Source organism: Geodermatophilaceae bacterium NBWT11 (assembly GCA_014218215.1).
Lineage (GTDB): Bacteria > Actinomycetota > Actinomycetes > Mycobacteriales > Geodermatophilaceae > Klenkia.
Genome location: CP043652.1, coordinates 4,233,502 through 4,259,890, shown reverse-complemented (window position 1 = coordinate 4,259,890; position 26,389 = coordinate 4,233,502). Strand labels below are relative to the sequence as shown.

Below are 26,389 nucleotides of genomic sequence, written 5' to 3'. Positions count from 1 at the left end.
GTCCGCGCGACGACGTCGGGCGGACCGACCGCCGGCGGTCGATCAGTCGCCCTCGACGGGGCCGGCGAGTGCCGTGACGCAGGTGCGCAGGTCGGCTAGCAGCCGCCTCCGGTCGCGGTCCGGCAGCGCCTGGACCATCCGGGTCTCGACGGCGGCGACGGCCCGGCTGGCCTCGGCGAGCACCGCCGCCCCCCGCCGGGTGAGGCCGGCGGGCAGCGCCCGACCGTGGGGTGCGGACTCCGGGCGCTCCACCAGGCCCCGGTCCTGCAGGCCCTGCAGCAGGGTCTGCATCGACTGCCGTGTCACGAAGACCCCGCGGGCCAGCTCCGACCCGGACAACCCGGGTCGTTGACCGAGGAGCTCGAGGCAGGAGTACTGGGAGACGGTCAGCCCCAGGGGGTCCAGGGCGGTGTCCATCGCACCCCGCAGCGCCGAGGAGGCCTGCTTGAGGGCGTAGCCGACGGAGCTCTCCAGGTCCACCTCTTGCGCCATGTCAGGAGTCTGACATAGCCTCATGCGTGTCAGGAACCTGACATCGACCGAGGAGACGACGTGCCCACTGTGACCGGACCCGACTTCATCGCACTCCAGGTGCGCGACGTGCAGCGCGCCGCAGAGTTCTACGAGACCCACCTCGGCCTGACACGGGCCCCGGCCGGCCCTCCCGGGGCGGTCGTGTTCACCACCAGCCCGATCGCCTTCGCCGTCCGGGAGCCCCTCCCCGGCCTCGACCTGGACGCGGTCAGCCCCCGACCCGGGGCCGGGGTCGCCCTCTGGCTGGCCGCCGACGACGCCCAGGGCCTGCACGACCACCTCGCCGCCCAGCAGGTCCCGGTCCTGGTCGCCCCGTTCGACTCGCCGTTCGGCCGCACCTTCACCTTCAGCGACCCCGACGGCTACGCGATCACCGTGCACCAGGCAGCGCCGGCCTGACCGGCCGCGGGGGTCAGGCCGGGGGCGCGAAGAACTCCAGGGCGATGCCGTCGGGGTCGGTGAAGGAGACGCCCGAGCCGTAGTGGGCGTCGACGATGCCGCCGTGCGGGATGCCGAGCTCGTCCAGCCGGGCGGCCTGCTGCTCGAGGGCGGCCCGGTCCGCACAGGCGAACGCGACGTGGTCCATGCCGGTGCGCCGGGCGTCGAAGGCGTCGGTGGTCTGCTCGGCACCGTGGGTGTGCAGGCCGAACAGCGAGCCGCCGTCGAGGGCGAAGACCGTGTGGTGGAAACCGCCGGTGGTCTCGTCCTCGTCCAGCACCGCGTCCGCGCCGAAGAGCCGGGAGTACCAGTCGGTGGAGCGGGCCAGGTCGGTGACGGTCACCGCGACGTGGGCGATCGGGGGGAAGGACGGCACGGGAGGACCTCCGGACGACGGTGTTCGGGACGCCCCCACTGGACTCCCTCCTGGGCCCGGCCACAACTGCCCGACCGGGCAGGCCCGGTGACAGCGAGGACCCGGTGCCGCCGCAGCGACACGAGGGGTGACGACGCGACAGCAACCCACCCACACCCCCTCTGAGCTGGCCATTTCCCTCGCCTGGACCGTTCACCCGCGATGGACTTCGAACACCTGATCGAACAGCCCGGGAGGTGTCGTGAGCGAACTGCGGTCTGCTCTGGACGCCCTCGCCGGCGACGACCTGCATGCCCTGGTCGACGGTCAGCTGGTCGACCGGACCGCGGAGCTCGTGCAGTCGATCAACCGGCTCAACGCCGAGCTGACCCGCACCGTGCGGCACGCCGACGTGGTCGACGCCGCCGAGCACGACGGGCTGAGGACGATGCAGTCGCTGCTGCGCGGACACCACCACTGGTCGGCCGGTGCCGCCTCCGCGGTGGTGAGGGCCGGACGGGTGCTGGAGCACCTGCCGCGGCTGGAGGCGGCGTTCGCCGAGGGAGCGGTGACCGCGGCTCAGGTCGGGGTCGTGGCCGACGCGCTGCGGCCGTGTGACATCGCGGCGGCCGCGGAGCAGGACGTCGACCTCGGTGCCTTTGACGAGGCCTGGACCGAGGTCGCACGCACGCTGCCGCACGCGAAGCTCGCGACTGCGGTGAACGCGTTCCGCAACGCCCTGGACCCTGACGGCCCGGAGCCCGACCCAACCGAGGAGCGCCGGTTCACCCTGACCCGGAACGCCAACGGCTCCGGGTCCGGGCGCTTCGAGCTCGACGCCGTGGGGTTCGAGAAGTAGAAGGACCACCCCCTCCCCGCGACTCGCAAGCTCGCCGCGGGCCCCTGGGGGTGGCCGAACCGGGCCCAGCAGCAGGCCGATGCGCTGGCGCAGTGGGCCGACAACACCCTCGCCGCGGGTGACCTGCCGTTCCTGCGGACGGTCAAGCCGCAGGTGATGGTCACCATCGACCTCGAAGACCTCATGGACCCCGCCACCGGCCACGACACCGCCGCCACCGGCTTCGGCGCCACCATCTCCGCCGCGAGGGCCCGCTGGATCGCCTGCGACTCCGCAGTCACCCGCATCGTCATGGGCCCCGACGGGCTCCCCCTCGACGTCGGGCGCACCAAGCGGGTCGTCCCCCCGCACATCCGCAAGGCCGTCGAAGCCAGGGACGGGCACTGCGTGTTCGCCGGCTGCCACGCCCCCCCACTGGTGCGACGTCCACCATCTCGCCGAGTGGCTCCGCGACGACGGCGACACCTCGCTGGAGAACTCGGCGCTGCTGTGCGAACGCCACCACACCAAGGTCCACCACGGGTTCCGCGTCGACCGTGATGACGGGGCGCCACCCGGTGAGCGCTGGCGTACGTACCGACCCGACGGCATCGAGATCGTCCTCGACCGGCCGATGCTCGACCCCTGAGCCCCCGGACGACCACCCGTCGTCCACCGGGTGGCCGTACGTTCGACAGATGACGCCGGACGAGCAGGGCGCGGCCAGCGACGACGACCTCGGCTCGGTGATGAGCCGGGTGGCCCGCCAGCTGCAGGAGGAACACGGCGACACCGACGCCACCCTGCAGGCCATCACCACCGCGGCGGTGTCGGTGGTGCCGCACGTCCAGGACTGCGGCATCAGCTTCGTCATCGGCCGCACGACCGTCGAGGCCCGCGCCTGGAGCAGCGAGCTCCCCCGAGAGGTCGACGCCCTGCAGAACCGCCTCCAGCAGGGTCCGTGCCTGGACGCGGTCTGGGACGAACTGGTCGTCCGGGTGGACGACGTGGCCGGCGACCCGCGGTGGCCGGCCTTCACCGTGGCCGCGGCCGCCGCCGGGGTCGGCAGCATGCTCTGCCTGCAGCTGTTCGTGCAGGGCGACCAACTGGGCGCGATGAACCTCTACGCCCGGGAGTCGCACGCCTTCGACGACGAGTCCGTGGAGTTCGGACGCATGCTCGCCAGTCACGCCGCGATCGCGCTGGCCGGCGCGCAGCGCGAGGAGGGGCTGTACGGCCGGGTGACCCACCGCGACGCGATCGGGCAGGCCAAGGGCATCCTGATGGAGCGCTACAAGGTGACCGCCGACGAGGCGTTCGGGCTGCTGGTGCGCTCCTCCTCGGTCACCAACCGCAAGCTGCGCGACATCGCCGACGACCTCGCCTCCACCGGCACCCTGCCCACCGACCGGCACTGAGGGCGGCGGTCTAGGCCCGTGCCAGCCGCCCCAGGCCGGGCAGCGCGGTCACCGCACGCTCGACGGCGTCGGGCACCAGGGAGTACCAGGTCCACACCCCGCGCTTCTCCCCGTCCAGGAAGCCCGCCTCGACCAGCACCTTGAGGTGGTGGGACACGGTGGGCTGGGACAACCCGAGGGGCTCGGTGAGGTCGCAGGCGCAGGCCGCCGCGGTGGGGCTGTCGGCGACCAGCGACAGGAGCCGCAACCGGGCCGGATCGGCCAGGGCCTTGAGCACCCGGGCCAGCTCGGCGGCCTCCTCGGCGGGCATGCCACCGCTCAACGGACCGGCGGAGCAGCTGCCGTCGACCAGCAGGGGGAGCTCCGGCCTCGTCCCGTTGCTGTCCACGCCGCCATCGTGACGGACGGATTGACGTCTGTCGATGCCTCGGGCACAGTCGCCGTCGGATCGACAGGCGTCGATCCCTCCTGTCGAGAGGCCCCCGCATGAGCGACCCCGTCCGAGAGACCGCCCGTCCGGGCACCGACCTGGAGACGCCGGTGCTGGCCCGGCTGTCCACGCTGGACCGGTTCCTACCGGTGTGGATCGTCGCCGCGATGGCCCTGGGCCTGCTGCTGGGCCGGTTCGTCCCCGGACTGGACACCGCACTCGGGGCGGTGGAGGTCGGGGACGTGAGCCTGCCGATCGCCATCGGGCTGCTGCTGATGATGTACCCGGTGCTCGCCAAGGTGCGCTACGACCAGCTGGACCGGGTCACCGGGGACCGCAGGCTGCTCCTGGCCTCGCTCGGTCTCAACTGGGTCCTCGGGCCGGCGCTGATGTTCGTCCTGGCCTGGGTCCTGCTGCCCGACCTGCCGGAGTACCGGACCGGCCTGATCATCGTCGGCCTGGCCCGGTGCATCGCGATGGTGCTCATCTGGAACGACCTGTCGTGCGGTGACCGGGAGGCCGCCGCGGTGTTGGTCGCGATCAACTCGGTGTTCCAGATCATCGCCTTCGCGGCGCTGGGCTGGTTCTACCTGCAGCTCCTGCCGAGCTGGCTGGGCCTGTCGACCACCTCGGCGGAGTTCAGCGTCGGGGCGATCGTCGTGTCGGTGCTGGTGTTCCTCGGCATCCCCCTGGTCGCCGGGTTCCTGACCCGCACGATCGGGGAGCGCACCAGGGGCCGCGACTGGTACGAGGGCCGGTTCCTCCCGAGGATCGGGCCGGTCGCCCTCTACGGGCTGCTGTTCACCATCGTGATGCTCTTCGCGCTGCAGGGTGACGCGATCACCTCCCAGCCGTGGGACGTCGTCCGGATCGCGCTGCCGCTGCTGGCCTACTTCGCCCTCATGTTCGGCGGGTCGTTCCTGCTGGGCATTCGCCTGCGGCTGGGCTACGCCAAGACAGCGACGCTGGCCTTCACCGCCGCCGGCAACAACTTCGAGTTGGCCATCGCGGTGGCGATCGGGACCTTCGGAGTCACCTCCGGACAGGCGCTGGCCGGGGTCGTGGGCCCGCTGATCGAGGTGCCGGTGCTCGTCGCGCTGGTCTACGTGTCGCTGTGGGCGGCCCGGCGCTGGTTCCCCGGGGACCCCACGGCCCCGGTGTCGGCGCAGACCGGGGAGACCCGGTCGTGACCCCGAGCGTGCTCTTCGTCTGCGCCCGCAACGGCGGCAAGTCCCAGATGGCCGCCGGGCTGATGCGTGCTGCTGCTCCCGGGGTGACGGTGGAGTCCGCCGGCACCGACCCGGGCACGACGCTCAACGCCCAGTCGGTCGCCTCGCTCGCCGAGGTCGGGGTGGACGTCTCCGGGGGCGTGCCCAAGCCGGTCACCGCCGAGCTCCTCGCGGCTGCCGACGTCGTCGTCACCCTGGGCAGTGAGGCCCGGATCGACCCGGTGCTCGTCCGGGGCGCGGCCGGCACCAGGTTCGAGACGTGGGTGACCGACGAACCGTCCGCCCGGGGCATCGAGGGCATGGACCGGATGCGCCTGGTCCGCGACGACATCGCCGCCCGGGTCGCCGACCTCGCCGCACGTCTAGGTGTCCGCACGTCTGGCTGAGCTACTGTCTGCGTATGCGTGCGGAGAACCAGAGAGACCGGGGCCCGCTGCCCGAGGAGCAGGTGGACCTCGCGGTCGAGGTGTTCCGGATGCTGTCCGACGCCACCCGGATCCAGCTGCTGTGGGCCCTCATCGGCCGTGAGCTGTCGGTCAACGAGCTCGCCGCGCAGGTGGGCAAGACCCCCGCCTCCGTCTCCCAGCACCTGGCCAAGCTGCGGATGACCCGGCTCGTGCACACCCGGCGGGAGGGGACGTCGGTGTTCTACCGGCTGGAGAACGACCACATCGCCCAGCTGGTCACCGACGCCGTCTACAACGCCGACCACGCCACCGCCGCCGTCCCCGACCACCACCGCGCCGACACCGACGTCACACCCCTCACCGCCCGCGACGAGAGCACCGGACGGTGACCAGGCCGAGCGAGCACCACCACGGCCACGAGCACCCGCACGACCACCCGACCGGCCTGAAGGGGCTCGTGCTGGGGCTGCTCCGCCCGCACAGCCACGACTCCGCCGACTCGATCGACGCAGCGCTGGAGTCCAGCACCGCAGGCATCCGCGCACTCAAGGTCAGCCTGCTCGTGCTGCTGGCCACCGCGCTCGCCCAGGCGGCGGTCGTCTGGACCAGCGGGTCGACCGCGTTGTTGGCCGACACCGTGCACAACGTCTCCGACGCGCTGACCGCCGTCCCGCTGTGGATCGCGTTCCTGCTCGGCCGCCGCGCCGCCTCCCGCCGCTACACCTACGGCTACGACCGGGCCGAGGACCTCGCGGGCGTGTTCATCGTCCTGATGATCGCCCTGTCCGCAGCGCTGGCCGGGTACGAGTCCGTCCGACGGCTCCTGGACCCCCAGCCGCTCAGCCACGTCGGCCTCGTCATCGCCGCCGGCCTCATCGGGGCCGTGGGCAACGAGGTGGTCGCGGTCTACCGCATCCGGATCGGGCGCAGGATCGGCTCGGCCGCACTCGTCGCCGACGGCCTGCACGCCCGTACCGACGGGCTCACCTCGCTGGCCGTCGTCGTCGGTGCCCTCGGGGTCCTCGCCGGGTTCCCCCTGGCCGACCCGCTCGTGGGCCTGGCCATCACCGTCGCGATCCTGATCGTCCTGAAGGGCGCCGCCACCGACGTCTGGCGTCGGCTGATGGACGCGGTCGACCCCGAGGCCGTCGACGCCGCCGAGGCCGGCATCCGGGCGACCCCCGGCGTCCTGGACGTCGAACGGCTGCGGCTGCGCTGGACCGGGCACCGCCTGCGCGCCGAGGCCGCCGTCACCGTGGACCCGGCCCTGAGCGTCGTCGCCGGCCACGACATCGCCGTCGAGGTCCACCACCGGCTGCTCCACGACGTCCCCCAGCTCGTCGACGCGACGGTCCACGTCGGCCCCGCCGGGCACGAGAGGGACCCGCACCACCGCCTGGCGCACCACGCGCCCGGGCACCCCGGCTGAGACCCGGGCCTCCCCCGCCTCGACACGGTCCCACCGGGCAGGACCTCCGACCCTGGGCACGGGGCCGGTCCCCCCGGAAGGTCCGGGCATGGAGCACGAGACACGCACCGAGGACACCCTCCCCCGCGCGACGGCGGAGGGGTCCGGGACACCGGGGAGCCCCTGGGTGCTCGCCACCGCGGCGGGGACGTCGTCCTACACGGCGTTCCTGGACGTGGAGCCCGACCCGGCCGAACTCGTCTGCCGGGTGGGCTCCACGACGCTGCGGTACCGGGCCCGGATCGTCGAGGACCTCCACGCCTGGTTGCTGGATCAGCAGGGGTGGGTCCCGCTCGGGGCGGCCGACGAGGGGAAGACACCCGTCCCCGGGACCGTCGAGGCGTGGGGCAGGTCCACGACGAACCCCGTGGGCGGCTGGTACGGACTGCGCACGGGGTACCGCGGACGCGTCGGTGCCTACCTGCCACCCCTGCTCGAGGCGCTCGGCCTGGTGGAACTGAGCCACCACTCCCGCGGCAACGAGGTCCGGGCGCTGCCCCGCCGGTGACGGTGCCGGTGCCGGCGCTGCGGCTGGACCCTCACCCGACGTCAGGCTCTACCTTCCCGTCCATGCCGACGACCGTCCTGGACACCGACACGGGCCTCAGCCAGGTCCTCGCCGCGCCACCACGGGAGCGGGAGGCCCGACTGCGCTCGCTGCTGGAGCCGATGGCCGGCATGTACCGGTACTTCCCGGGGGCCGTCGACCTCGTCCAGGTGCACCGGGCCGGCTTCGGCTTCCCCCTGACCGGGAGCGACGAGCAGTGCGCAGCGGCGCTCACCGCGCTGCGGGACGCCGACGCCTGGACGCGCGTCGAGGACGCCCTCGCACACGGGGTGACCGTCCTGCAGGAGGCGGTACCGGGGCTGACCGTCCCCGACCTGACCGTCCTGCTGGTGCTCGGCGACCCCACCGACGCCTACTTCACCGGCCCGGCCCGTGGGTTCAGCGGGAACGGCAGCGCGACCGGCTTCCTGTCGCTGACCGTGTGGCCCACGCAGGAGAACCTCGATCGTCTGGAGGCCGCCGCCGTCCACGAGCTGCACCACAACCTGCGCTACGCCCCGGGCGGGGTGGTCTGGGACCCCGCCACCGTCACCGTCGGCGAGCAGGTCGTGTCCGAGGGCCTCGCCGATGCCTTCGCCCGGCAGCTCTACGGCGACCGGCTCGGCCACACCCCGATCGGCCGGCCCCACCTCGAGGACGACGCGGTCCTGGCCCGGGTGGTCGAGGGGCTCGAGGTCACCGGGATGCAGCACTTCGTCTCCTGGGTCCACGGTGACGAGGCGGCGAGGCGGTTCGGCGCGGATCCCGTCGGACTGCCCACCGGGGCCGGGTACGCGGCGGGCAACCGCCTCGTCGACGCCCACCTGGCTGCCGCCGGGACCGACGCCGCGCAGGCGCTCCACGTCCCGAGCCGCGTCGTCCTCGGAGCAGCCTCGACCCTCCTCGGCTGACGACCGGGGACGGGTCCTGGACGCAGGCGCCGGTGTGGGAGCGCCGCCGACCCCTGTGGGGGCCGGCGGCGCCAAGGCTCCAGCTGGTCAGCCCAGCTGCTCGTCCAGGGCCAGGTTCAGCTCCAGCACGTCCACCGAGGGCGCCCCGATGACGCCCAGGTCCCGGCCCGTGGTCGCCGTGTCGACCAGGGCGGCCACCTCGTCGGCGGACACACCCCGCGCGGTGGCGACCCGCTGGACCTGGATCGCGGCGTACTCCGGGGAGATGCCCGGGTCCAGGCCCGAGGCCGAGGCGGTCACGGCGTCGGCGGGAACGTCGGCCTCGGGGACGCCGTTGAAGGCGGCCACCTCGGTGCGGCGCTCGGCGATCGTGTCGGCGAGCTCGGTGGAGTTCGGCCCGAGGTTGGAGCCCCCGGACGCCGCGCCGTCCCAGTCGCCGGCCGAGGGCCGGGACTGGAAGTACTCCGGCAGCGGGTCACCGGACCCGTCGAGGAACCCCTGCCCGAGGAGGGAGGACCCGACGACGGTGCCGTCGGCGCTGGTGACCAGCGACCCGTCGGCCTTCGAGGGCGCGATGACCTGGGCGATCCCGGTCATCAGCAGCGGGTAGACGAGTCCGAGCGCCACGGTGGCGAGGACGACGGCGCGGACGGCGGCCAGCAGCTGGCGGCCCTGACGAGGTGCAGGCATCACGCGATCCCGGGGATGAGGGAGACGAGCAGGTCGATGAGCTTGATCCCGATGAAGGGCAGCACGACCCCGCCGAGTCCGTAGACCAGCAGGTTGCGCTGCAGCATCGCCGAGGCCGAGCCGGGGGTGTACTTCACGCCGCGCAGGGCCAGCGGCACCAGCGCGACGATGATCAGGGCGTTGAAGACGACGGCGGAGAGGATCGCCGACTCCGGCGAGCTCAGCCGCATCACGTTGAGGGTGTCCAGGCCGGGGAAGACCGGGGCGAACATCGCGGGCAGGATCGCGAAGTACTTCGCGAGGTCGTTGGCGATGGAGAACGTGGTCAGCGAGCCGCGGGTGATGAGCAGCTGCTTGCCGATGGCCACGATCTCGATGAGCTTCGTCGGGTTCGAGTCGAGGTCGACCATGTTGCCGGCCTCCTTCGCGGCCGACGTGCCGGTGTTCATCGCCACGCCGACGTCGGCCTGGGCCAGCGCCGGGGCGTCGTTGGTGCCGTCGCCGGTCATGGCGACCAGCCGGCCGCCCTCCTGCTCCTTGGCGATGAGGGCGAGCTTGTCCTCCGGCGTGGCCTCGGCGAGCACGTCGTCGACGCCGGCCTCGGCGGCGATGGCGCGGGCGGTGCGCTCGTTGTCCCCGGTGATCATCACGGTGCGGATGCCCATCCGGCGGAGCTCGTCGAAGCGCTCCCGCATGCCCTCCTTGACGACGTCCTTGAGCTCGATGACGCCCAGGACGCGGGCCCGCTCACCGACCGACTCGGCCAGCAGCAACGGGGTGCCACCGGCAGCGGAGATGCCGTCGACGACGTCCCCGACCTCCGGGGGGATCGGCCCGTCCAGGGAGCGGACCCAGGCCTGCACGGCCCCGGCCGCGCCCTTGCGCAGCTGCCGGCCGTCGGGCAGGTCGACCCCGCTCATCCGGGTCTGCGCGGTGAAGGGCACGAACTCGGCACCGGGCAGGTCGCTGCGCTCGCGCAGGCCGTAGCCGGTCTTGGCCAGCACGACGATGGAGCGGCCCTCGGGGGTCTCGTCGGCCAGCGAGGCGAGCTGCGCGGCGTCGGCGACCTCGGCGTCCGAGCACCCGCCGACCGGCTGGAAGGACGCCGCCTGCCGGTTGCCCAGCGTGATCGTGCCCGTCTTGTCCAGCAGCAGGGTGCCGACGTCGCCGGCGGCCTCCACGGCGCGCCCGCTCATCGCCAGCACGTTGCGCTGCACGAGCCGGTCCATCCCGGCGATCCCGATGGCCGAGAGCAGCGCCCCGATGGTCGTCGGGATCAGGCAGACGATCAGCGCGATCAGCACGGTGATCGACTGCTCGGCGCCGGAGTAGACCGCGAAGGGCTGCAGGGTCACCACGGCGAGGACGAAGACGATCGTCAGCGAGGACAGCAGGATGTTCAGCGCCGTCTCGTTGGGGGTCTTCTGCCGGGAGGCGCCCTCGACCAGGGCGATCATCCGGTCGACGAAGGTCTCCCCGGGCTTGCTGGTGATCCGCACGACGATCCGGTCCGACAGCACCGTGGTGCCGCCGGTGACCGCCGAGCGGTCGCCGCCGGACTCCCGGATCACCGGCGCGGACTCCCCGGTCACCGCGGACTCGTCGACGCTGGCGATGCCCTCGACGACGTCGCCGTCCCCGGGGATCGACTGGCCGGCGACCACGACGACCTCGTCGCCGGGGCGCAGGTCGGCCGAGGCCACCTCGGTGCCGTCGGTGCGGTGGGCGACCGTCGTCGTCCGGGCCTTGCGCAGTGACGCGGCCTGGGCCTTGCCGCGGCCCTCGGCGACGGCCTCGGCGACGTTGGCGAACAGCACGGTCAGCCACAGCCACACCGCGATCAGCCAGCCGAAGACCGTGGGGTCGGTGACGGCCAGCACGGTGGAGAACACCGAGCCCACCCAGACGGTGAAGACGACGGGCTGGCGGACAAGGCCGCGCGGGTCCAGCTTGCGGACGGCGCCGACCAGGGCCGGGCCCCACTGGATCGTGGGCCGACGCGCGGCGGGTGTCTCCGTCGGCGCGTCGGGCCGTTCGGTGACGGGTGAGGCGGTCATGACAGTCCTTCTGCAAGAGGCCCGAGTGCGAGCACCGGGAAGTAGGTGAGGCCGACGACGACGAGCACGACGGCGGTCAGGAGCCCGGCGAACAGCGGCCGGTGGGTGGGGAAGGTGCCCTCGGTGACCGGGGCGCGGCCCTGCCGGGCGAGGCTGCCGGCCAGGGCGAGGACCAGGACGATGGGCAGGAAGCGTCCGAACACCATCGCCAGCCCCAGGGCCGTGTTGTAGAACGGCGTGTTGGCGCTGAGCCCGGCGAACGCGGAGCCGTTGTTGTTGCCCGCGGAGGTGAAGGCGTAGAGCACCTCGCTCAACCCGTGCGGACCGTCGTTGAGCATCCCGGCCTGCCCGGCGGGCACCGCGATCGCGACGGCGGCACCGACGAGCACGATGGCCGGGGTGGTGAGGATGTAGAGGCTGGCCAGGGTCATCTCCCGGCGGCCCAGCTTCTTGCCCAGGTACTCCGGCGTCCGCCCGACCATCAGGCCGGAGACGAAGACGGCGACGACGGCGAGCACGAGCATCCCGTAGAGGCCCGAGCCGACACCGCCGGGCGCGACCTCGCCCAGCATCATGTTGAACAGCGTCACCATCCCGCCCAGCGGGGTGAGGCTGTCGTGCTGGGCGTTGATGGCGCCGGTCGAGGTGAGGGTGGTGGACGCGGCGAACAGCGAGGACAGCGGTCCGCCGAAGCGCACCTCCTGACCCTCGAGGGCTCCCCCGGCCAGCTGCGTGGCGGCGCCGCCGGCGCGGGACTGGAAGACGGTGATCAGGGTCAGGGAGACCGTGGCCAGCGTGGCCATGACCCCGAGGATCGCCAGCCCCTGGCGGCGGTCGCCGACCATCTTCCCGAAGGTGCGGGGCAGCGAGAACGGGATCAGCAGGATCAGGAACACCTGGAACAGCGACACCCAGGCCGTCGGGCCCTCGAAGGGGTGTGCGGAGTTGGCGTTGAAGAACCCGCCGCCGTTGGTGCCCAGCTCCTTGATCGCCTCCTGCGAGGCCACCGGCCCGCCGGGGACGAACTGCGACCCCCCGGCCAGCGTGGAGACGTCCGTGCCGGCGGACAGGTTCTGGACGACGCCGCCGAGCACCATCACCACGGTGGCCACGACCGCCAGCGGCAGGAGCAGGCGGGTGATCGACCGCGTGACGTCGACCCAGGCGTTGCCCAGCCGGTCGGTGTCCCGGCGGGCGAACCCGCGGACCACGGCGGCCAGCACGGCCAGCCCTACCGCGGCGGAGAGGAAGTTCTGCACCGCGAGGCCGGCCATCTGGACCAGGTGGCCCATCGTCGACTCACCGGCGTAGCCCTGCCAGTTCGTGTTGGTCACGAAGCTGATCGCGGTGTTCCAGGCCGACCCCGGCTCGACCGCAGCCATCCCGTTGCCCAGCGGCAGCAGCCCCTGGATGCGCTGGAGCAGGTAGAGCACGAGCACGCCGACCAGGGAGAAGGCGAGCACCGCCCGCAGGTAGGTGGGCCAGCGCTGGTCGGACTCGGCGTCCACCCCGACCGCCCGGTAGACCAGCTTCTCCACCCGCCAGTGCCGCGGGCTGGTGTAGACCCGCGCCATCCAGTCACCCAGCGGCTTGTGCACCGCCACCAGGGCGACGACCAGCAGCGCCAGCTGCAGCCACCCGGCTGCCGTCGAGGACATCAGAACCGGTCCGGGAACAGCAGGGACGCCAGCAGGTAGCCGACCAGTCCGATCGCGACCGCCAACCCGATCCAGGTCTCGATCACAGCTTCTCCACCCCGCGCACGGCCAGTGCCAGCAGTCCGAAGACCACCAGCGTCAGCAGCACGTAGACCACGTCGGTCACGACAGTTGCATCCTCGTTCTCGCGCCGTGACCGGCCCGATGCCGATCACCTGCAGCCGGGGACGGTAGGAGCCCGGGACCCTCCCTCGGGCCGTCTTGACGTCTTCCTGACACCGACCACCCCGGTCCTTGACGCTCTGCTGACGCCGCCCGGTCCGGTGGTGCCGGTCGGCGTCACGACGGCGTCAAGGTCGTCCCGCGGGTCGTCAAGCGCCCGTCAAGACCCTCGCGGGCGGGCCCCCCACGGGTGCTGGATGGCGGCATGGACACCTCCCTGGTCGTGATCGCGTGGGGTCTGACCGCGATCGCCCTCAACGTCGGGATCGGCCGCTGGTGCCGAGCCCACTCCCCCGCCGACGCCGAGAACGAGCCGGCCCGGTGATCGCCGGCCTGCTGCAGCTCGCGGCGTTCCTGGCCACCGCGTGGCTGTTGTCCGTGCTGGTGGACCGCTGCTACCGGGGATCCTGACGCGACCTTGACGCCGCCGGACCGGTGCAGGACGACGGGAGCGGTGATCATGGGGGCATGGCACGAGGGACCCTGCGGATCTACCTGGGCGCGGCACCGGGGGTCGGGAAGACCTTCGCCGCGCTCGGCGAGGCCCACCGCCGCGCCGAACGGGGCGCCGACGTCGTCGTCGGGCTGGTCGAGACGCACGGTCGCGACCGCACCCGCGGGCAGCTGGAGGGCCTGGAGGTCCTGCCCCGTGCCGAGGTCACCCACCGCGGGGTGACGCTGTCGGAGTTCGACGTCGACGGGGCCCTGCAGCGCCACCCGGAGTGGCTGGTCGTCGACGAGCTCGCGCACACCAACGCCCCGGGGTCCCGCAACGCCCACCGCTGGGAGGACGTCGAGGAGCTCGTCGCGGCCGGCATCAGCGTGATCAGCACCGTCAACGTGCAGCACCTGGCCAGCCTCACCGACGTCGTCGCCCAGATCACCGGCATCACCCAGGGCGAGACGGTGCCCGACGAGGTGGTCCGCCGGGCCGACCAGGTCGAGCTGGTCGACATGAGCCCCGAGGCGCTGCGCCGCCGACTGGCGCACGGCAACGTCTACCCGGCCGAGCGGGTCGACGCCGCCATGGGCAACTGGTTCCGGGTCGGCAACCTGACCGCGCTGCGCGAGCTGGCCCTGCTGTGGCTGGCCGACCGGGTGGACGAGGGTCTGCGCCGCTACCGCGCCGAACACGACATCGACCACGTCTGGGAGACCCGCGAGCGGGTCGTCGTCGCCCTCACCGGCGGCCCCGAGGGCGAGACGCTCGTGCGGCGGGCCGCCCGGGTCGCCCGCCGGCAGGGCGACGGGGTGCTGCTGGCCGTGCACGTGCTGTCGGCCGACGGCCTGACCGGGGCCTCCCCCACCGCGCTGCGCGCCCAGCGGACGCTGGTGGAGTCCCTCGGCGGCACGTACCACCAGGTCGTCGGGGACGACACGTCCGCAGCCCTGCTGGAGTTCGCCCGCAGCGTCGACGCCACCCAGCTGGTGCTGGGCACCTCCCGCCGGTCCCGCTGGGCCCGCGCCCTGCGCGGGGGCATCGGCGGGGACGTGATCGCCGCGTCCGGGGAGATCGACGTGCACATCGTCACCCACGACGCCGCCGGCCCCCGGGGCCTCGCCCTGCCCCCGCTCACCGGGTCCCTGACCGCCCGCCGGCGGTGGATCGGCCTGGCCGTCGCCCTCCTGGGGGTGCCGGCTGTCACCGCGCTCTGCCTGGCGGCGGGGTCGGCCATCTCGCTGGCCAGCATCCTGCTGGTCTTCCTGCTCTTCGTGGTCGCCGTCGCCCTGGTCGGCGGCCTGTACCCGGCGCTGGTCGCGGCGGTCGTCGGCGGACTGGCCGAGAACTGGTTCTTCACCCAGCCCACCGGCCGGCTGACCATCGCCGAGCTGGACGACGTCATCGCCCTGGTCGGCTACCTCGTGGTCGCGGTGGCCGTGGCCACCGTGGTCGACCGCTCCGCCCGCCGGGCCACGGCCGCCGCCCGGTCCCGCGCCGAGACCGCGCTGCTGGCGTCGCTGTCCCGGGCCGTGCTGGCCGGCAACCGCGGTCTGCCCAGCCTGCTGGAGCAGGTGCGAGAGGCGTTCGGGTTGCAGGCCGTGAGCATGGTCGAGGCCGGCTCCGAGACCGGTGCGGCCGCCGTCGTGGCCTCCTGCGGCCACGAGCACGGCCCGACCGAGGACGTCGTCGTCACCGACACGCTGCGGCTGCGGCTGTGCGGACGGTCGCTGACCCCCAGCGACCGGCGGGTGCTGGTCGCCTTCGCCGAGCAGGCCGCCGTGGCCCTGCAGCAGGGCCGGTTGACCGCCCAGGCGGCGGAGGCAGCCGAGCTCGCCGCCGGCAACAGCATGCGCACGGCACTGCTCGCCGCGGTGAGCCACGACCTGCGCACCCCGCTCGCCGGCATCAAGATCGCCTCCTCGGCGCTGCGGTCGACCGACCTGGACCTCACCGAGGCCGACCGGGCCGAGCTGGTCGAGACCGTCGACGAGTCCGCCGACCGGCTCACCGGACTGGTCGACAACCTGCTGGACATGAGCCGGCTGCAGGCCGGTGCGGTCACCCCGGTCACCGCCCCGGCCGACCTGGTGAGCGTCGTCCACCGGGCCCTGACCTGGGTCAGCGACCCCAGCCGCATCACCGTCACCGCCCCCGACGACCTGCCCGTCGTCCTCGCCGACCCCGGGCTGCTGGAGCGGGTGGTGGCCAACCTGGCCGACAACGCCGCCCGGCACGCCCCCGACGGGCCGATCACGGTGTCCGCCGGCGCGGTCGCCGACCGGGTCGAGCTGCGCGTCGTGGACCGCGGCCGCGGGGTCGCCGCCGCCGACCGGGCCCGGGTCTTCGCCCCCTTCCAACGACTCGGGGACGCCCCCGCCGGGCAGGGCGTCGGCCTCGGGCTGGCCGTGGCCCGCGGGCTCACCGAGGCCATGGGCGGGACGTTGGAGGCCGAGGACACCCCCGGGGGCGGGTTGACGATGGTGCTCGGGCTGCAGGTGGCGCCGGTGCACGGTCCCCGCGTGTCGACGGCGGTGGCCCGGTGAGCCGGGTGCTGGTCGTCGACGACGATCGCCAGCTGCTGCGCGCCCTGCGGATCACGCTGTCCGCAGCCGGCCACGAGGTCGTCACCGCACCCGACGGCACCACCGCCCTGCGCGAGGCCGCCTCGGCCCACCCCGACGTGATCGTGCTGGACCTGGGCCTGCCCGACATGGACGGCACCGAGGTGCTGGCGGGGCTGCGGCCCTGGTTCGCCGGGCCGGTGATCGTGCTGTCGGCCCGGGCCGGCAGCAACGACAAGATCGGCGCCCTGGACGCCGGTGCCGACGACTACGTCACCAAGCCCTTCGACATGGCCGAGCTGCTCGCCCGGCTGCGCGCGGCCCTGCGCCGGCGGGTGTCCGAGGGGTCGGACCCGGTGGTGGTCACCGAGCACTTCACCGTCGACCTCGCGGCCCGGCAGGTCCTCGCCGACGGCGTGCCGGTGCGCCTGACCCCGACCGAGTGGGCGCTGCTGGCCGAGCTCGTGCACAACACCGGCCGGCTGGTCTCCCAGCGCCAGCTGCTGCAGTCGGTGTGGGGCCCGGCCTACGAGCGGGAGACCAACTACCTGCGGGTCTACCTGGCCCAGCTGCGCCGCAAGCTGGAGCCCGACCCCTCCCACCCCCGCTACCTACACACCGAACCGGGGGCCGGCTACCGGTTCACCCCGTGATCCCGGGGCCGCAGCCGATCTTGACGGCATCTTGACGCCCGTCGTCGGTCCGGGGGTCCGGACTGCTCCTACCGTCGCCGACGGGCCACACCGGTGGCCGACCGAGACGGGGAGCAGTGGTGGCGACAGCGACGACGGGTGCACAGGAGGCCCGGCAGCCGGTCCGTGACTGGCTGCTCCAGGACCAGGCGCACCGCGTCGCAGCCCACCCCGGCCCGCACGTGGAGCCCCAGCACGAGGAGCACCGGCGTCCCTGGTGGAAGGTCATGTGCCTCACCGGCGTCGACTACTTCTCCACCCTGGGCTACCAGCCCGGCATCGCCGCGCTGGCCGCCGGCGTCATCTCCCCCATCGCCACCCTGGTGCTGGTCGCGCTGACCCTGCTGGGCGCGCTGCCCGTCTACCGCCGCGTGGCGCGCGAGAGCCCCCACGGGGAGGGGTCGATCGCGATGCTGGAGAAGCTGCTGCCCTTCTGGCGGGGGAAGCTCTTCGTGCTGGTGCTGCTCGGGTTCGCCGCCACCGACTTCCTCATCACCATGACCCTGTCGGCCGCCGACGCGACCGCGCACCTGGTGGAGAACCCGCTGCTGCCCGAGGGCCTGGGCGACCACCGGGTGGTCATCACCCTGGTGCTGCTCGCCCTGCTCGGTGCGGTCTTCCTCAAGGGCCTGGGCGAGGCGGTCGGGGTCGCCGTCGCCCTCGTCGGCGTCTACCTGGCCCTGAACCTCGTCGTCGTCCTCGTCGGGCTCTACCAGGTGGCGACGACGTCGGGCCTGGTCACCGACTGGTCGCAGGCGCTCACCACCCAGCACGGCAACCCGTTCATGGTCATCGCGATCGCCCTGATCGTCTTCCCCCGGTTGGCCCTGGGCCTGTCCGGGTTCGAGACCGGCGTCGCCGTCATGCCGCTGGTGCAGGGCGCACCGACAGACACCGAGGCACACCCGGCCGGCCGCATCGCCGGCACGAAGAAGCTGCTCACCACGGCCGCGTTGATCATGAGCGGGTTCCTGCTCACGTCCAGCCTGATCACGACCCTGCTCATCCCGCAGGCGGCGTTCCAGCCCGGCGGCGAGGCCAACGGGCGCGCCCTGGCCTACCTGGCCCACGAGTATCTCGGCCCGGTCTTCGGCACGGTCTACGACGTCTCGACGATCGCGATCCTGTGGTTCGCCGGGGCCTCGGCGATGGCCGGCCTGCTCAACATCGTGCCCCGCTACCTGCCCCGCTACGGGATGGCACCGGAGTGGGCCCGCGCCGTCCGGCCGATGGTCCTGGTGCTCACCGCCATCGCGTTCGTGGTCACCTGGCTCTTCGACGCCGACGTCGACGCCCAGGGCGGTGCCTACGCCACCGGCGTCCTGGTGCTCATCACCTCCGCCTCGGTCGCCGTCACCCTCTCCGCCCGGGCCGCCGGCCAGCGCAGGGCGACGGTCGGCTTCGGCGTCGTCGCCGCGGTCTTCACCTACACGACCGTCGCCAACATCGTCGAGCGTCCCGACGGGCTGAAGATCGGGCTGCTGTTCATCGCCGCGATCGTCGCGGTCTCCTTCGTCTCCCGCTCCCGCCGGTCGCTGGAGCTGCGCACCACCGAGGTCTCCTTCGACCCCACGGCCGAGGTGTTCTTGCGCGACTGCCGGCACCGCCGGATCCGGCTGGTCGCCAACGAGCCCGACCGGAGGGACCCCGAGGAGTACCGCGCCAAGCTCGAGCAGATCCGCCGCGACCACGACATCCCCGACGAGGAGGTCGTCTTCGTCGAGGTCACCGTCCGCGACCCCTCGGACTTCGAGAGCCGGCTGGACGTGCGCGGGGAGATCCTGCACGACCGGTACCGGGTGCTCGCGGTCACCGGCTCCTCGGTGCCCAACGCCATCGCCGCCCTGCTGCTGCAGGTCCGCGACCGCAGCGGCACGATCCCGCACGTCTACTTCGAGTGGACCGAGGGCAACCCGCTCACCCAGCTGCTGCGCTTCCTGCTGCTGGGTTCGGGCGAGGTCGCCCCGGTCACCCGCGAGGTGCTGCGGGAGGCCGAGCCCGACCGGGCCCGCCGTCCGCACGTGCACGTCGGCTGAGGGCCCGCAGCACGGCGCCCTCCGTGCTGCCTGTTGCGGTCGAGGTCCGGCGTTCCCGCCGCGCAGCGCGCACGATGCGGTCACGAGCACGTCCCCACCCCGAGAGGACCACCCGTGACCACGCACGCCCCCACCACCGGCACGCCCGCCGCCGTCGTCCGGGTCCTCCAGGTCAGCACGGTGCTGGCCGCCCTGAACGTGTTCGCCCAGTTCGTCACCGCCGGCCGGCTCTTCCCCCAGGGCGGCCCCGAGGAGCTGCACGCCGCCGGCGCGATCGTGCTGCACGTCTTCTCCGGTGTCGGCGCCCTCGCCGCGCTCTACCTGTGGCGGCGCCACGGTGCGCCCCTGCTGCTCCCGGCCCTCGCGGTCGTGGTCTTCCTCGCCGGTCTGGCCCAGGCCGCCGTCGGCGGCCGTTCCACGCTGTGGGTCCACGTCCCCGGCGCCATGGTGCTCACCGCCGGGGTGGTCTGGCTGCTGGTCCTCGTGTTCGGTCCCCTCGCCCGCCGCTCCGACCCGTCGGCACCGTCCCGGTGAGCCCCGGGGTCGGGCCCGGGAGCTGACCGGCGCCGGGCCCTCCCGGGACGGACAGAGGGACGGAAGTCCCTGGTGGACTCCGGACGGGCCCGGCAGCCTGCCCCCGTGCTCAGCGACCACGAGGACCTCCTGGACCCGGTGACCGCGTGGACCGCGGTCGAGCTGGCCTGCCGGGCGCCGTCGGTGCACCACACACGGCCGTGGCGGTGGCGCATCGGGCCCACCGAGCTGCACCTGTTCCTCGAGCGGAACCGCAGGCCGGCGGCGCTCGACCCCGACGAGCGGGGCCTGCTGCTCTCCTGCGGAGCAGCAGTGCACCACCTGCAGGTGGCGTTGCGTGCCGTCGGCTGGGACTCGGTCGTGCACCACCTCCCCCACCCCGCCCGGCCCGACCACCTCGCGGCGGTCGAGGTGCGCCCGGGTCGGACCCGACCGGAGGACCTCGCCCTGGCCGTGGCGATCGACCGACGGCGCACCGCTCGACGCAGCCACACCTCCCGGCCGGTGCCCGCCCGGCTGCGCGAGGGGTTCTGCGACCTGGCCGCCGCGGCCGGCACCCTGCTCGTCCCGTGGGACGGCCCGGTCGCGCGGTGGCGCGCGGCGCGGCTCGCCGACGGGGCCGCCGTCGCCCGGGCACTCGCCCCGGGTGCGGTCGTGGAGAGCGACGGGCACGAGGGCCCCGGCACCTGGCCCGCCCTGCTGGTCACCCGGGACGACAGCCGACTGTCCCGCCTGCGCGCCGGGGAGGCGCTGAGCGCGGTGCTGCTCGAGGCCGCCGTCGCCGGGCTGGCCGGACGGCCGGTGACCCAGCTCTTCGACGTGCCCGAGGTGCGTGCCCGGGTCGCTGCGGAGCTGGCCGACGGGCACGTCCCACAGGCCGTGCTGCGGCTGGGCTGGGCGGTGGCCGGCGCTCCCCCGTGACGGCGCAGCGGGACCGCGACGGACGCCGGCCCCGGGCCCGCGTGGGGGGCGCGGGGTCCGGGGCCGACGGGTCAGGAGGCGCGGACGGTCACCACCGCCCGCATCCACGGGTGCACCAGGCACTCGAACAGGTGCCGGCCCGCACCGAGCCCGCTTACGTCGTGGTGTCCACCCGGGGCGACCCCGGTGGTGACGAACGCCAGAGGGACCCCCGGCGCGGCCTCCGGGGCGCACTCGGGCACGGGGGTGAGCCCGAGCAGGTCGTTGAGCGGGGCCACGCACCCGCCACCGAAGGCCGCGACCTCGGTGAAGGTGTGGAACTCCCCGCCGGTGCCCTGCAGCTGTGGGGGTATTGGCGTCCTGGGACGGCGGCGGCGGACCGTCGGTCGGTCATGGGGGTGCTGTCACCTCGCGGAGAGGTGCGCGCCGAGCAGGGCGCAAGGGCTCGGGGACGCAGGACCTCGGACCCCGACCCGGACCGGGGCCCCGGTCGCAGGATCGGGGCAGCGACGGACACCGGTGTCCCGGTCCCGTCCCTCTCCCGAGGAGCACCGATGCCTGCACGCGTCCCCGTCCCGTGAGCCCGACCGTCGGCGAACGACCCACCGGCCGACGGGTGCTGGTCACGGTGGCCAGCCGGCACGGGGCCACTGCGGAGATGGCGGAGTTCCTGGCAGTCGCCCTGGCGGAGTCCCCCGCCGGCCTCCGGTGCGGCCTGACCGCCGTCGCGCTGCGGGTCGAACGGGACCCCGACCCGGCCCGCTACGACGCCGTGGTGCTGGGCAGCTGCGTGTACGCGGGCCGCTGGGCCGAGCCCGCCCGCACGTGGGCGACCCGGCACCTGTCCGCGCTGCGCGCCCGCCCGGTCTGGCTGCTCAGCAGCGGTCCCATCGGGCATCCGCCCTTCCCGACGGACGAGGCCCACGACATGGGCCCCCTGGCCCGCCAGGTGGGTGCACTCGGACGGTGCACGCTCCCGGGTCGGCTCGACGTCGCCGGCCTGGGGTTCGCCGAGCGAGCGGTCGTGACGGCGATGCGGGCACCCCTGGGGGACTCCCGCGACTGGCCGGCGCTGAGCGCGTGGGCCGAGCAGATCGCCCAGCGGCTGCCCGCCTGACCGGTTCCGGGACGTTGGGCCCTGTCCGTCGGGGCGGCCGGGTCAGACCGTGTGCTCCGGGGCGCCCCGCTCGGGTCGCCGAGACCTGGAGGTGCCCGTGGACCCGGCGACAGACCCGGCAGCAGACCCGGTCCGGGTGGTGCACCACGTGCACCGGTCCGGAGCCGGCGACGTCGTCGCCCTCTGCTCCGGGAGGGCCGCCGAGGCGTGGTCTCCCCGCCCGCTGGGGGGCGTGCTCACCGACCTGCGCGACACGTCGGCCCGCCACGTCGTGTCCTGGCTGGGTGGTCGACGTCCGGTGGTGACCCTGACCCTGACCCTGCCCCAGGGCGGCCACCACCTGCGCAGCACGCACCCCGTGAACCGGCCGCCGGTCCGGCCCGTCCCGCCGGTCTGAGCCGGGCCAGGCGATGGGTGCGGGTCCGGTGCTGTGCCTGGGGCACGCCGTCCGGCGGGTCGTCCTCGGCGGCGGACCCCTCAAGCGGTCCACCGACCGGGTGCACGTCCTCCTCCGGGTGCTGCTCGCCCTGGCGGTCGTCTCCAGCCCCCAGGTCGGGCTGACCGCGGCCGCAGCTTCACGGGCCGCACTGACCGCCACCGCCGACGCCGTCCGGGCCTCGCTGGTCGAGGTCGAGGCCGAGCTGACCGGGCCGCCCTCGACGTCCCCCGACCCGTCCCCCGAGGAGACCGGCTGGGCCCCTGCCGTCTGGCAGTCCCCCGACGGCGAGCAGGTCGAGGGCCAGGTGCTGGCCGCCGTCGACGCCCGGTCCGGCGACCGGGTCGTCGTGTGGGTCGGCGCCGACGGCCGGCGTCGGCCGGCGCCGCTGGAGGCCGAGGACGTCAAAGTGCAGTCCGGGGCGATCGGGGTGGTGGCCGCCCTGATGAGCGTCGTGGGTGCGGGGCTGGCCTACCTGGCCGGCGTCGCCCTGCTCGACCGCGCACGCGCCCGCCGGTGGGCTGCCGGCTGGGCTGCCGTGGAGCCGCGCTGGCGGCAGCAGCTGCTGTGAGCCGACGGGTCTCAGGGGGCCGGGGGCTCGGCGCCGACCGGTGCGGACGTCCGGCGAGCCCGGGCCGGCATCCAGGTCAGCACGGTGCGCCACCGCCCGGCGTCCAGGCGCTCGACGTGGAAGCCCGTCGTGCGGGCCGCGGGCACCCGGTCGGACAGCCGTCGGCCGAGGCGCTCGGCCTCGTCGTCGTCCGGTGCGTCGAACGCCGCCACCGGGTCCCCGTGGTCGGCGATGAGCCGGTAGGAGGGCATGGCCGGCACTGTGGCAGAGGGGTGGTCCGCTCCGGCAGGGACGTTGGACCCTGGTGCCGCAGGGCTGCTGGATGGTGCCTGTAGGGGGTGTCGGCCGGAGCGGTCGCCACCGGACCCGGGAGGCACCCCGCGTCGCGTCCGGTCGACGGGAGGGAGTCCGGTGATCAGCTGGCGAGAGCGAGCGGGGTGGGCGACCGGTCTCGCCGTCGCCGTCCTGCTGGGCCGCTGGACCCGCCCGGAGGACGGCGAGCTCGCGCTCTGCTGGCCGGCCGCCGGGGTGGCGTTCCTGTGGCTCCTGAGCGCCCGGTCACGCACCGGGCGCCCGCTGGTCGACGGGGTCCTGCTGGCCGTCACGACCGGCGCGGTCAACGTCGTCACGGGCGCGCCGGTGGTGCTCGCCGTCGCCCTCGGTCTGGCCACCACCGTGCTCGCCGGGGTGGCCGTGACGGCGTGGTCCCGGTGGCGCTCGGGTCCCGACGACGCGCTGCACGTGCCGCGCGACCTGGCGGCGCTGCTGCTCGCAGCTCTCGCCGGAGCCGTCGCGAGCGCCCTGGTCGGGCCGCCCGTGGCCGCCCTCGTCGGTGACGGCGACCTGCTGACCCTCGCCGCGCAGTGGACGGTGCGCACCACCACCGGGACCGTCGTGGTCGCCGCCGTGGGACTGGCCTGGAGAGCACCGGCACCCGCCGGACACCGACCGCACCCCGCCCGCGCCGAGACCGCTGCCCTGCTGCTCGGCGGCACGGCCCTCGCCGTCACCGTGCTGGCGCTCACGCGCGGCGTGCCGCTGTCCTTCCTGCTGGTCCCGGTCGGGGTCTGGGCGGGTCTGCGACAGCCCACCCGGTCGGCCGCCCTGTCCACCGCCGCCCTGGGCACCGCCGTCGTCGTCGCCACCCTGGCGGGCCGCGGACCCTTCGGCGGGCTCCCCCTGGCCGAGCGCGCCCTCACCTCCCAGCTGTTCCTCCTGGTGCTCACCACGGTCACGCTCGTGCTGGCACTCCACCGCGACGACCGGCTCGTGCTGCTGCGTCGGGTGCTGGACTCGGCGCGACGGTCCCGGGAGCAGACCGAGCTGCTGGAGGCGGTCTTCGCCAGCACGAACGACGGCATCGTGGTCGTCGACGCGGCGGGCCGGTTCCTGCTGCACAACCCGTCGGCGGTCGACCTGCTCGGCGTCGTCCCCGCCAGCGTCGGCCCGGCCCGGTGGCCGCTCGACTTCGCCCTGGAGACGACGACCGGGGAGCCCTTCCCCGTCGACCGGCTGCCGCTGGTCCGCGCCCTGGGCGGGGAGGTCGTCCCCGGCGCGGACCTGGTCAGCCGCGCCCACGGTGGCCACCGCGTGCTGTCGGTCAGCGCCCGGCCGCTCCCCGAGGGCCGGGGAGCCGTCGCCGCCTTCCACGACGTCACCGACGCCCGGGCCGCCGCCCGCCGGGTGCAGAACTCCCGCGACCTGCTGCAGGGCGTGCTGGACTCCGCGACCGAGCAGGCGATCATCGCCGCGGACGCCGAGGGCTCGATCACGCTGTTCTCCCGGGGCGCCGAGCTGATGCTGGGCTGGACCCAGGAGCAGGTGCTGGGCAGACAGGCCAGTCTCTTCTGGGACCCCGACGAGGTGGCGGCCCGCGCCGTCGAGCTGGGCGTCGCACCCGGGTACGAGGTGTTCGTCGACGCCGTCCGGGCCGGGCAGGTCGAGACCCGGCCCTGGACCTTCCGCACCGCCGGGGGTGACCGGCTCGCCGTCCGGCTCACCGTCACGGCGCTGCGCACCGGCCCCGGCGGCGCACTCGCCGGCTACCTGGGCGTCGCCCGCGACGTCACCGCCCAGCTGGCCGCCGAGCGTGCCCTGGCCGACAGCGAGCTGCGCTTCCGGCTCGCCTTCGACACCGCCCCGGTCGGGCTGGCGCTGCTCGACCTGGCACCGGGCCGGATCGGGGTGGTGCTGCAGGCAAACGAGGCCATGGCCGCGCTGACCGGACTGCCCCGGGCCGCCCTGCCGGGGCTCGACCTGACCGGGTTGCTGCACGCCGACGAGACGCGGGTGACCTCCGGGGTGCTGGCCCAGCTGGCCGCCGGCGAGCGGGAGGACTGGTCCGCCGAACAGCGGTTCCGGCACCCGGACGGCGAGGTGGTCTGGGGCCGGTGCTCGGCGTCGGTGATGCGCCCGGACCCCACCGCCCCCGGCCAGGTGGTGCTCCTCGTCGAGGACGTCACGGCCCGGCGGCACGCCGAGGACGCCCTGACCCACCAGGCCCTGCACGACGCCCTCACCGGACTGCCGAACCGGTCGCTCCTGGTCGACCGGATCGAGCAGGCCCTCGGCGGTCTCACCCGGTCCCACCACCGGGTCGGGCTGCTCTACCTGGACCTGGACGGGTTCAAGGCGGTCAACGACACCGCCGGGCACGCCGCCGGTGACACCCTGCTGGTCCAGGTGGGCCGCCGTCTCCGGGCCGCCGTCCGGCCCGGGGACACCGTGGCCCGGCTGGGTGGCGACGAGTTCGCCGTGCTGTGCCCCGACGTCGGCGACCCCGACGACCTGCACGCCGTCGCCGATCGACTGCTGGCCGCCGTGTCCACCCCCGTGCCGATCGGTGGACGCACGCACACCGTGAGCGCCAGCATCGGTCTGGTCGCCTCCGGAGCAGGCGGCTCCGTGGAGCAGCTGCTGCACGACGCCGACCAGGCCATGTACGCCTCGAAGACCGCCGGCAAGGGCCGGGTCTCGGTGCACACCAGCGAGACCGAGACCCGGGCAGCGCGCACCACCCGCGTGCTCCCGGAGCTGCGCCGGGCACTGGCCGCCGGGGAGCTGGTCCTGTACGGGCAGCCGGTCGTGGAGCTGGTCACCGGCGCTGTCGTCGCCGTGGAGACCCTGCTCCGCTGGCAGCACCCCACCCGCGGCCTGCTGCTCCCGGCGGAGTTCATCGACGTGGTCGAGACCTCCGACCTGGTGCTGCCGGTGGGTCGGCTGGTGCTCACGGCCTCCTGCGCCCTCGCGGCCGAGTGGGTGGCGCGGCTCGGGCCGGCGGCGCCCGACGTGCACGTCAACGTGTCGGGCCGGCAGCTGGAGGAGGGCGACCTGACCGCTGACGTGCTGGGCGCGCTGGAGGCAGCCGGCCTGCCGGCGGACAAGCTGGTGCTCGAGCTCACCGAGACCCACGTGCCGGCGCTGGCCGACAGCATGCGCCGGGACCTGGACCGGCTGCGTGCCCGGGGCGTCCGGCTGGCGTTGGACGACGTGGGCACCGGCTGGTCCAGCCTGGTCCGGCTGACCGAGCTGCCGGTGGACACGCTCAAGGTGGACCGGCTGTTCGTCGCCGGGCTCGGCGTGGACCCGGCCTGCGAGGCGGTCGTGCGGGCCGTGCTCGGGATGAGCACCGCACTGGGCGTGGACGTCGTCGCCGAGGGCGTGGAGACCGCCGACCAGCACGAGTGGCTGCGGCGCGCGGGCTGCGCCACGGCCCAGGGCCACCTCTACTCGCCGGCGCTCCCCGGGGCGGAGCTGCTCGCCACGCTCGGGGCCGCCGGTGCGACGCCGCTCGAGAACGGGACCGCCGTGGGCCGGTGACGTGACACGCTCCACCGGTGTCGAGCAGCGGCCCCACCCCGGGAGCAGGAGGGGTGTC

Annotated in this window: 25 protein-coding genes and 1 pseudogene; 18 read left to right on the top strand and 8 right to left on the bottom strand. The window is 74.3% G+C overall.

What is annotated here, in order from left to right; translation table 11 throughout:
• Positions 1-42: 42 nt before the first annotated feature.
• Positions 43-492 carry a MarR family transcriptional regulator gene (locus F1C76_20655; GenBank protein ID QNG38633.1) on the bottom strand — a complete coding sequence of 150 codons (450 nt, stop codon included), beginning with the start codon at positions 490-492 and terminating at the stop codon, positions 43-45.
• Positions 493-552: 60 nt separating this feature from the next.
• Between F1C76_20655 and F1C76_20650 the strand changes: the two genes are divergently transcribed.
• A complete protein-coding gene (locus F1C76_20650) occupies positions 553-933 on the top strand; it encodes a VOC family protein (GenBank protein QNG38632.1) in 381 nt (126 codons plus the stop codon).
• A gap of 13 nt (positions 934-946) precedes the next feature.
• Here F1C76_20650 and F1C76_20645 read toward each other — a convergent pair whose 3' ends face one another.
• On the bottom strand, positions 947-1,348 hold the full coding sequence (locus tag F1C76_20645; protein QNG38631.1) for a VOC family protein: 402 nt from the start codon (positions 1,346-1,348) through the stop codon (positions 947-949).
• Between the two features lie 241 nt (positions 1,349-1,589).
• On the opposite strand from F1C76_20645, the pseudogene F1C76_20640 reads away from it, so the two are divergent.
• Together F1C76_20640 and F1C76_20635 are read left to right on the top strand one after the other, a co-directional pair.
• Positions 1,590-2,814 (top strand): annotated as a pseudogene (locus F1C76_20640) (DUF222 domain-containing protein).
• A gap of 49 nt (positions 2,815-2,863) precedes the next feature.
• The gene (locus F1C76_20635; protein QNG38630.1) at positions 2,864-3,583 is read left to right on the top strand and encodes a GAF and ANTAR domain-containing protein; all 720 of its coding nucleotides are present in this window, start codon (positions 2,864-2,866) and stop codon (positions 3,581-3,583) included.
• A 10-nt stretch (positions 3,584-3,593) separates the two neighbouring features.
• Here the strand turns inward: F1C76_20635 and F1C76_20630 are convergent, their stop codons facing one another.
• Positions 3,594-3,893 (bottom strand): helix-turn-helix transcriptional regulator, encoded by a 300-nt coding sequence (locus F1C76_20630; GenBank protein ID QNG39433.1) that lies wholly within the window; start codon positions 3,891-3,893, stop codon positions 3,594-3,596.
• Between the two features lie 176 nt (positions 3,894-4,069).
• Here F1C76_20630 and arsB point away from each other — a divergent pair, with 176 nt between their 5' ends.
• The 6 genes from arsB (at position 4,070) to F1C76_20600 (ending at position 8,575) form a co-directional block, all read left to right on the top strand.
• Positions 4,070-5,203: an ACR3 family arsenite efflux transporter gene (arsB, locus tag F1C76_20625; protein QNG38629.1), complete on the top strand. Its 1,134-nt coding sequence runs from the start codon at positions 4,070-4,072 to the stop codon at positions 5,201-5,203.
• Positions 5,204-5,250: 47 nt separating this feature from the next.
• The gene (locus F1C76_20620; GenBank protein ID QNG39432.1) at positions 5,251-5,628 is read left to right on the top strand and encodes a low molecular weight phosphatase family protein; all 378 of its coding nucleotides are present in this window, start codon (positions 5,251-5,253) and stop codon (positions 5,626-5,628) included.
• 14 nt (positions 5,629-5,642) lie between these two features.
• Positions 5,643-6,038 carry a helix-turn-helix transcriptional regulator gene (locus F1C76_20615; protein QNG38628.1) on the top strand — a complete coding sequence of 132 codons (396 nt, stop codon included), beginning with the start codon at positions 5,643-5,645 and terminating at the stop codon, positions 6,036-6,038.
• On the top strand, positions 6,035-7,078 hold the full coding sequence (locus tag F1C76_20610) for a cation transporter (protein ID QNG38627.1): 1,044 nt from the start codon (positions 6,035-6,037) through the stop codon (positions 7,076-7,078). The genes F1C76_20615 and F1C76_20610 overlap by 4 nt, the downstream gene beginning before the upstream one ends.
• Positions 7,079-7,166: 88 nt before the next feature.
• On the top strand, positions 7,167-7,625 hold the full coding sequence (locus F1C76_20605; GenBank protein ID QNG38626.1) for a hypothetical protein: 459 nt from the start codon (positions 7,167-7,169) through the stop codon (positions 7,623-7,625).
• Positions 7,626-7,687: 62 nt separating this feature from the next.
• On the top strand, positions 7,688-8,575 hold the full coding sequence (locus F1C76_20600) for a peptidase (protein QNG38625.1): 888 nt from the start codon (positions 7,688-7,690) through the stop codon (positions 8,573-8,575).
• 87 nt (positions 8,576-8,662) lie between these two features.
• On the opposite strand, the gene kdpC is transcribed toward F1C76_20600, so the two are convergent.
• Genes kdpC through kdpF form a run of 4 tightly spaced genes read right to left on the bottom strand, consistent with a single transcriptional unit; the run spans position 8,663 to position 13,066 of the window.
• Positions 8,663-9,265, bottom strand: coding sequence for a potassium-transporting ATPase subunit KdpC (kdpC, locus tag F1C76_20595; GenBank protein ID QNG38624.1), 603 nt, complete (start codon positions 9,263-9,265; stop codon positions 8,663-8,665).
• Positions 9,265-11,322, bottom strand: a complete 2,058-nt coding sequence (gene kdpB / locus F1C76_20590; protein QNG38623.1) for a potassium-transporting ATPase subunit KdpB — start codon at positions 11,320-11,322, stop codon at positions 9,265-9,267. Before kdpB ends, kdpC begins: the two co-directional genes overlap by 1 nt.
• On the bottom strand, positions 11,319-12,980 hold the full coding sequence (gene kdpA / locus F1C76_20585) for a potassium-transporting ATPase subunit KdpA (protein ID QNG38622.1): 1,662 nt from the start codon (positions 12,978-12,980) through the stop codon (positions 11,319-11,321). The genes kdpB and kdpA overlap by 4 nt, the downstream gene beginning before the upstream one ends.
• Positions 12,980-13,066, bottom strand: coding sequence for a K(+)-transporting ATPase subunit F (gene kdpF, locus F1C76_20580; GenBank protein ID QNG39431.1), 87 nt, complete (start codon positions 13,064-13,066; stop codon positions 12,980-12,982). The genes kdpA and kdpF overlap by 1 nt, the downstream gene beginning before the upstream one ends.
• Before the next feature lie 604 nt (positions 13,067-13,670).
• On the opposite strand from kdpF, the gene F1C76_20575 reads away from it, so the two are divergent.
• The 8 genes from F1C76_20575 (at position 13,671) to F1C76_20540 (ending at position 22,512) form a co-directional block, all read left to right on the top strand.
• Positions 13,671-16,187, top strand: coding sequence for a sensor histidine kinase KdpD (locus tag F1C76_20575; GenBank protein QNG38621.1), 2,517 nt, complete (start codon positions 13,671-13,673; stop codon positions 16,185-16,187).
• Positions 16,184-16,858 carry a response regulator gene (locus F1C76_20570; GenBank protein QNG38620.1) on the top strand — a complete coding sequence of 225 codons (675 nt, stop codon included), beginning with the start codon at positions 16,184-16,186 and terminating at the stop codon, positions 16,856-16,858. Before F1C76_20575 ends, F1C76_20570 begins: the two co-directional genes overlap by 4 nt.
• 116 nt (positions 16,859-16,974) lie before the next feature.
• The gene (locus tag F1C76_20565) at positions 16,975-18,933 is read left to right on the top strand and encodes an amino acid transporter (GenBank protein QNG38619.1); all 1,959 of its coding nucleotides are present in this window, start codon (positions 16,975-16,977) and stop codon (positions 18,931-18,933) included.
• A 114-nt stretch (positions 18,934-19,047) separates the two neighbouring features.
• Positions 19,048-19,467: a hypothetical protein gene (locus F1C76_20560; GenBank protein QNG38618.1), complete on the top strand. Its 420-nt coding sequence runs from the start codon at positions 19,048-19,050 to the stop codon at positions 19,465-19,467.
• 105 nt (positions 19,468-19,572) lie between these two features.
• On the top strand, positions 19,573-20,388 hold the full coding sequence (locus F1C76_20555) for an NAD(P)H nitroreductase (GenBank protein ID QNG38617.1): 816 nt from the start codon (positions 19,573-19,575) through the stop codon (positions 20,386-20,388).
• Between the two features lie 577 nt (positions 20,389-20,965).
• Entirely contained in the window at positions 20,966-21,505 is a 540-nt protein-coding gene (locus tag F1C76_20550; protein QNG38616.1) for a hypothetical protein, read from the top strand.
• A gap of 97 nt (positions 21,506-21,602) precedes the next feature.
• Positions 21,603-21,902, top strand: a complete 300-nt coding sequence (locus tag F1C76_20545; GenBank protein QNG38615.1) for a hypothetical protein — start codon at positions 21,603-21,605, stop codon at positions 21,900-21,902.
• A 13-nt stretch (positions 21,903-21,915) separates the two neighbouring features.
• The gene (locus F1C76_20540; protein QNG38614.1) at positions 21,916-22,512 is read left to right on the top strand and encodes a hypothetical protein; all 597 of its coding nucleotides are present in this window, start codon (positions 21,916-21,918) and stop codon (positions 22,510-22,512) included.
• A gap of 11 nt (positions 22,513-22,523) precedes the next feature.
• On the opposite strand, the gene F1C76_20535 is transcribed toward F1C76_20540, so the two are convergent.
• On the bottom strand, positions 22,524-22,763 hold the full coding sequence (locus F1C76_20535; protein ID QNG38613.1) for a hypothetical protein: 240 nt from the start codon (positions 22,761-22,763) through the stop codon (positions 22,524-22,526).
• On the opposite strand from F1C76_20535, the gene F1C76_20530 reads away from it, so the two are divergent.
• Entirely contained in the window at positions 22,762-26,331 is a 3,570-nt protein-coding gene (locus tag F1C76_20530) for an EAL domain-containing protein (protein ID QNG38612.1), read from the top strand. The two genes, F1C76_20535 and F1C76_20530, sit on opposite strands and share 2 nt — an antisense overlap.
• The last annotated feature ends 58 nt before the right edge of the window (positions 26,332-26,389 follow it).